The organism is Massilia sp. MP_M2 (assembly GCF_039123635.1).
GTDB lineage: Bacteria > Pseudomonadota > Gammaproteobacteria > Burkholderiales > Burkholderiaceae_D > Telluria.
In genome coordinates, this window is the sequence record NZ_JBCHJF010000023.1 from 1 (window position 1) to 5,060 (window position 5,060).

A 5,060-nucleotide genomic window follows, 5' to 3' on the forward strand; every position below is an offset into this window, starting at 1 on the left:
TAAGTGTGAAGATTTTAAAAATCAACGCGAGGCACAAGCTGCGTTTAGGGATGGCGAAAAACAACTCGATGCAGACAACGACGGTTTAGCTTGCGAGCATTTGCCTAAATAATCAAAGATTTTGCTTGTCCCGTGGCTCCTTAACCCGGTTTTACGTTCCGTTGCACCTTGAATCCCAAGACCCAATGGATTGAAGGGGTCGCCCTACCTTTCCCTGCCGCGCAGCGGTGGGGCGCTGTGTCAGATACCGGCCTCGCTTTGCTCGGTCGGCAACTTATCCACAGGCGGTTCTTAGTAGATAAAAGGTAGAAAGAAGGTAGAGAGCACTCCGACCTCTTGAAAGGCCCTATCCATGCGGGTTTCAAGAGGGGGGGCGGAACGCTATCCCGATAAAGCGGAACGCTATCCCGATGAAGCGGAACGCTATCCCGATGAAGGTGGAACGCTATCCCGATGAAAAAGTCGCACTTAGCTAGCTTGGAAACGGAACGCTATCCCGATGGCTGGAGCCACAGGACAAGCTGGGGCTTGCCCTTGGTGCTGTCCTCGATGCTGCCCTTTGCAATGATCTCCAGCCGCTCCAGCTCGTGCACAGCAGCTTGCAGCGCTTCGCGGAACTTCCGTATAGGGCTGGCGTACTCCATCTTGTCCTTAAGCCAGTCCAGCGCGTAGCGCTGGACTGGGTCGGCGGATGTGCCTAGCAGGCGCTGTAAGGTCTTGGCCATGTCCTGCCCACGCCCGATCTGCATCCGCTTATCCCAGTCAATCAGGCTGTATTCCCGATTTCCAAACATCTGCACCCAACGAGGATCTAGGCTGTAGATGTACGCCTCGCCTGCGTCGTCGTAGCTGAATCCAGCGATGATGCGGAACGACACCGTTTTGCCGATGCTATACCTGGTGGAGCCATCCGGCTTTCTTGCTTCAAGAAACATCGTCGCCTCGGTCAGCGACTTGATGCGGCGGTGTAGCCACTCGTAATCGTGTTTCCCGGTGCTGCGCTTGATCTTGCGTAGCAGCTCGGCACGGTTCAGCGGTACTGGCGTCCCAATCGGGAACGGCTGGGCAAAGGCGATCAACGCCATGATGATGTCGCCGTCTGCTTCGTCCAGTTGCTCCCCTGTGTACTCCAGCACGCAATCCTTGCGTGTGACCATCTCGGTTTGCCGGTGAAATTTGCGCCGCCCGCGTGCGATCGGGGCAATAAAGCTGGAGCGGTTCAGGTGGTTCGGAAAAGCCCCAATATCAAAGCCCGGTAAGAACATCTGCCGGGGTGTTTCCGCCGCCTTTTGTTCGGCGGCCTCATTGCCAGTGACGGCGCGTTGCTTCGTCATTTCAAGCACGTCGGCCAGTGTCTTGCGCCGTGGTGCGTTATCCTTCTCGTCAGCCATAAATCAAGTCCTCGTCTTGGTTGTTGGTTAGGCGCTGGCCGGGGTGTCCGCCCCGTCCAGCGCCGTCGAATATTACTCCTACACACCGGCCCCACCGCTGCGCGGCCGGGGAAAGGTCACCCCAAGCTCTGGCCGCGATCACGCTTCGCTTCCCGCGCCTTCTCCTGGGCCTGCTCTTGCCGGTGCTGCGTCACCTCCGGGGCGTTCCACGCCTTTTCAGCCGTGCGCCTGGCGTAGTCCTCGATGTGACCCGCCTTGCGGCTCTCCACATTCGGGGAACACTCACGGATGCCCTTTTCAATGTCCTGCACGGTGAAGCGGCCACCCTTTGCCATGTCCTGCGCGATCATCCAGTCCATGCGAGAGAGGTCCGCGTCATCACCATACTTCGCCATGAGGCGCTGGGCCTGTCGCTGGTATTCCCTGGTGGGGTCGTAGCTACCGTATCCCGGCTTGGCTACCTGGAGGGCTTCTAGGCGCTTTTGGCGCTCTTTTTGGGCCCCTGCCCTGTCCAGCCCTTGCTCGACACGTTCCAAGAGCGCTGGAGCGGCTGTAGCAGCCTTGCCGGTGCATTCCTGAGCAAGCACATACGGCTGTCGCCCGTCTCGGGTGTGTTTCGGCTTTTGGTTCGTAAACCCGGCTAGCCGCCCGTAATGCTTGCTGTCGGCGCTGTTCAGGTCGCCGCCGTAGTGCTTTGCCAGTGATCGCGCCGCGACAGTGCGCGCATCGTCAGATAAAGGCTTATCCGATAGCTTGACCCATGCCTGATAGTTTCCCGGCGAAGTTTCTATCGTTGCAGCGGATGGAAAACCATCCTTTGCCATGCGAGAAATTTTATCCGCCGTTAGGTCGTCAACGAGTACCAAACCATGCTCTCCAGCCGGACGGATATACACGTCGTTGCCCTTGGCGTTCATGCGCTTGAGCCATGCGGCGGACTGCTCGACCTCTGCTCGGCTCCATTCCCGGTTCATCATTTGCCCGGTCGTTGCTTCCCGAATTCCAACATCAAAGCGCGGAACGTCCAGCGCCTTTATTTGTTTTTGGATCGCTTCAAGGCTTCGATCACGGCGGGTTTCAGATACTCCGCTACCGCTTCCGCGTCCAGACTGTTCTGAATTACCGGCGGCTTCAGCCAGAGCCAAAACGCGCTCACGAGCGCCGCCGTAAACAATCCGGTCATCACGGCTAGGGCGTAGTGCCTCCACTCCATCCGCTGGCCTGCCCGGTCCAGACTCTCCGCGGCCTTGTTCGCTTCCGCTGCCGCTTCCTTGTATCCCTTCACCGACTCCGTGAGCTGGCGCGTGAACGTGTCGGCCTGCTCCCGGCTCTTGCGGTCGATCTCGATTAGCGTCTGCCGTGTCTCGTCCGTCAGCGCGGCCAGTGCCTGAGCCAGTGGCTCCAGCGTCACGGCCAAGTCCTCCGCGCTCTGGTGCTTGGCTTGCCTCACTGCCTCGATCTGGCTCGCCAAACGCTCTAGCCGTGTCTCGTTCGATACTGCTGCGGACTGCCGCAAAGTCTCTATCTTGCTCATATGTAACCCCTCGTTTTGCCAGCCCTGCCGGGCTGTAGCCCTTGCCCAGGTCGCTACCCTTCATGGTCATACCGTCCAGCCGATACGACAGGCCGGACAGCTTCGCCCCTTCAAGCTGGACGACTGGCACCAGCTCGACGTCCACGGCGTCCAGCCGCTCCTGGTACTCGGTAAAGCTTCGGCAACCTTTGGCCGCTGCATCACAAAACTGCTGCAACTGCTGCCGGGTGGACGGCTCGCCAGTCCGCAAATGCTGCTCAATCTCGCCCTTGGTCGGCGCTTTGCGCTCGGCCTCGATGCTCGATGGCACCCGCTGCAACCCGTACTCCTTCTCCAGCTCGCGCATGATGACCTCCTGCCGCTTGTAGTCGTGGCTGTCGCTGGTCACGCTGCCGTCAAAGCGAATGCGGTTCGCCAAAATGTGGACGTGTTCGTGCTCGGTATCAACGTGACGGGTCATCACAAACTGGTTGTTTTCCAAGCCCATGCCCTCCATATACCGCTTGCCAATCTCGCGCCACTGCTCATCACTGAGCTTTTCACCCGGCGCAGCGGATAAAGAAACGTGCAAAACCGCCTTACCCAGGTTAGGTCTTAGCTTACGAATTTCGCCGAACTCTGCCGCAAGTTCTCGCGGTTTTTCACCTGCCATGTTCTTGTCAATGACGCGGCCCTGCTCCTTCGTGAGATCGTATTCCAACGCGCCACGGAAGCCTTTTCCCTTCACCGCTTTGGCAATCATTCGCTGCCTTTCATGCCAATCAGTGCAAGTCGCAACTGATTAACTTCCGCACGCAGGTTCTCAATAAGGCTGTCGTTTATCACGACATTCCGGCCTTCGTTTCCCGCCCTGGCTAACTGATTCAGATTGGCCGAAAGCCGCGCCAGGTCGGCGTACTCCCCACGGTTGATTGCTGGAACTGGCGGCGCCGGGAGACGGCGCGATAAAGCGGCCTGGCGCAACCACTGCGCCGGCGTCACGCTCATGGCTTCGGCCTTGACCTTCAAGGCTTCGAATTCGGAACGCGACACACGTACGCCGATGGTCATATCGCGGACGGTGCCGGGTTCGTTTTTTGGACGGCCACCCCGCCCGCGCCTGGGCGCGGCGGTGGCGTCTGGTTCTGGCTTTTGATGTTGCATTTACAACCCTCCGAGCGCAGCAAGTGGGGGTGATGACCGCAGGGAAGAGGCCGTTTTCGCGTAGCGAAAACATGGCTTGCTTCTAACCCGATTACCCACCGATAACTCTATCATACGCTTATCGACGGTGAAGGCGTAACCCCATCCACCGGCTCCACAACATCAGCCAGCAAATCAGCCTGGCCCGGCACGACAACGGCCAAGCTCTCACGCTTCGGCTTTGGGTGACCAACCTTGCGCAATGCCTTCGCCACACCACTCAACGCACCCCAGGTCGCAGCTGCTTCGCTATCCGTCATGGCCGCACCCGTGGCCCTGATGGATTGTGCAAGCTCGACCAAAGTCGCAGCAGCACTCATCACGCGGTACTGGTTCAACCTTTCTGCTTTAACAACCTGCCGCGCCTCAAACCAAGTTGCCAGTTCCTGCCGCTCTGCTTCGGTCAATTCGGCAATTTCGACAGATGGAAATTTGTCCGCATACCGGTCGAATGCAGCCACCAGCTTTTGACGGCTCCGCTTGCTTATCGGATCATAGAATGACCGGATGCATTGTACTTTTTTGCCTTGCTCTCGAAACTGCATAACGGATTCCTATCTATCTGATAAACATACTATATTTTATCAGACTAGCATATAAAAATACAAATGATTAACAGCTAAATACTTTACTAACCTTGAATTCCAATTTTGGCTTAGAAGATACAAAAGAAATCTAATGCTATTCTTCTAATATTTTAGTTGCTAGAATGAATTTTTTCCTCCACATTAACAATTTATAGGTTGTCCATATGCAAACTTCACCTTCTGTTCGAGGGCTGAGCAACATTGTTTTACGAGTTACTGCTGTTGCTATCTTCGGAGTTATTTCTGGTTGCGGCGGCGGTAGTGGGGACGCTAAGTGTGAAGATTTTAAAAATCAACGCGAGGCACAAGCTGCGTTTAGGGATGGCGAAAAACAACTCGATGCAGACAACGACGGTTTAGCTTGCG

At 56.8% G+C, this 5,060-nt stretch carries 7 protein-coding genes and 1 pseudogene; 2 read left to right on the top strand and 6 right to left on the bottom strand.

Features of this window, described 5'->3' with window-relative positions; translation table 11 throughout:
* Positions 1 to 112, top strand: a 112-nt coding sequence (locus RCH14_RS24085) for an excalibur calcium-binding domain-containing protein (RefSeq protein ID WP_407070112.1), incomplete at its 5' end; no start/stop codon positions are given.
* 379 nt (positions 113 to 491) lie between these two features.
* On the opposite strand, the gene RCH14_RS23940 is transcribed toward RCH14_RS24085, so the two are convergent.
* From RCH14_RS23940 to RCH14_RS23965, 6 genes and pseudogenes are all read right to left on the bottom strand, one after another.
* Entirely contained in the window at positions 492 to 1,391 is a 900-nt protein-coding gene (locus RCH14_RS23940) for a plasmid-related transcriptional repressor protein (RefSeq protein WP_343028605.1), read from the bottom strand.
* A gap of 116 nt (positions 1,392 to 1,507) precedes the next feature.
* Positions 1,508 to 2,536, bottom strand: coding sequence for a RepB family DNA primase (locus RCH14_RS23945; RefSeq protein ID WP_407070113.1), 1,029 nt, complete (start codon positions 2,534 to 2,536; stop codon positions 1,508 to 1,510).
* Positions 2,425 to 2,925 carry an IncQ-type mobilization protein MobB gene (locus RCH14_RS23950; RefSeq protein WP_343028610.1) on the bottom strand — a complete coding sequence of 167 codons (501 nt, stop codon included), beginning with the start codon at positions 2,923 to 2,925 and terminating at the stop codon, positions 2,425 to 2,427. The genes RCH14_RS23945 and RCH14_RS23950 overlap by 112 nt, the downstream gene beginning before the upstream one ends.
* A 328-nt stretch (positions 2,926 to 3,253) precedes the next feature.
* Positions 3,254 to 3,667: pseudogene (locus RCH14_RS24090) on the bottom strand (relaxase/mobilization nuclease domain-containing protein); the annotation flags it as partial.
* Positions 3,664 to 4,068 (bottom strand): plasmid mobilization protein, encoded by a 405-nt coding sequence (locus RCH14_RS23960; protein WP_343028606.1) that lies wholly within the window; start codon positions 4,066 to 4,068, stop codon positions 3,664 to 3,666. The pseudogene RCH14_RS24090 and the gene RCH14_RS23960, both read right to left, overlap by 4 nt.
* 110 nt (positions 4,069 to 4,178) lie before the next feature.
* Entirely contained in the window at positions 4,179 to 4,652 is a 474-nt protein-coding gene (locus RCH14_RS23965; protein ID WP_343028607.1) for a hypothetical protein, read from the bottom strand.
* A gap of 206 nt (positions 4,653 to 4,858) precedes the next feature.
* Between RCH14_RS23965 and RCH14_RS23970 the strand changes: the two genes are divergently transcribed.
* Positions 4,859 to 5,060 (top strand): excalibur calcium-binding domain-containing protein (locus RCH14_RS23970; protein ID WP_343028608.1); only part of this gene is annotated, 202 nt, incomplete at its 3' end.